This window comes from Colwellia sp. SU-HH00943 (assembly GCF_057546125.1).
The window spans coordinates 1-508 of record NZ_BAAJLW010000015.1 but is presented as its reverse complement, the minus strand read 5'-3'; the positions used below and the strand labels follow the sequence as shown (position 1 = coordinate 508).

1 protein-coding gene is annotated in these 508 nt (G+C 33.9%); it reads left to right on the top strand.

Annotated elements, in window-relative coordinates:
• Positions 1 to 409, top strand: a 409-nt coding sequence (locus AC27GZ_RS16120) for a hypothetical protein (protein WP_487096395.1), incomplete at its 5' end; no start/stop codon positions are given.
• Positions 410 to 508 lie beyond the last annotated feature (99 nt).

Genomic DNA, 508 nt, shown 5'->3' with positions numbered 1-508 from the left:
GGGCGTTATATTTTCAAAGCAGGCGAGTATGCGAATTCTTTTAGCTTTATATTTCTTTTCATTTTTTACCAATGCAACTAGCTGTTTTCAATCTGAGGAACAAGCTGCTAAATGGGATGCTACTTATGCAGGTAAATTCAAATTAAATAGTGAGTTAAATAAAGGCACATATAGCGTTTCAGTTTCAATTCCCAAAACCATTGAAGGGCAATTGTTTAATGTAGCGGGCATCATTATCGGTGATGAAGATAATCCTAGCTTTTTTGCCACATTAAAACCTTTTAAAGATGAAAGTGAAACCAAAATATGGTTTCTGGTTAAAGCCAATCCTATTGAAAAACATAGCTTAATTTTTAGCTATGGAGACGGATGTGGTATATCTATAACTGTACCTATTGATTTAAAATGAAAATATAACAAGTCATTAAAGCAGGACAAATAACAGTTGGCTTTTGCTCCTGCGTCGCTTATTTTAGCCAACAATTATTTGCCTCTTAATGAGGCGTTA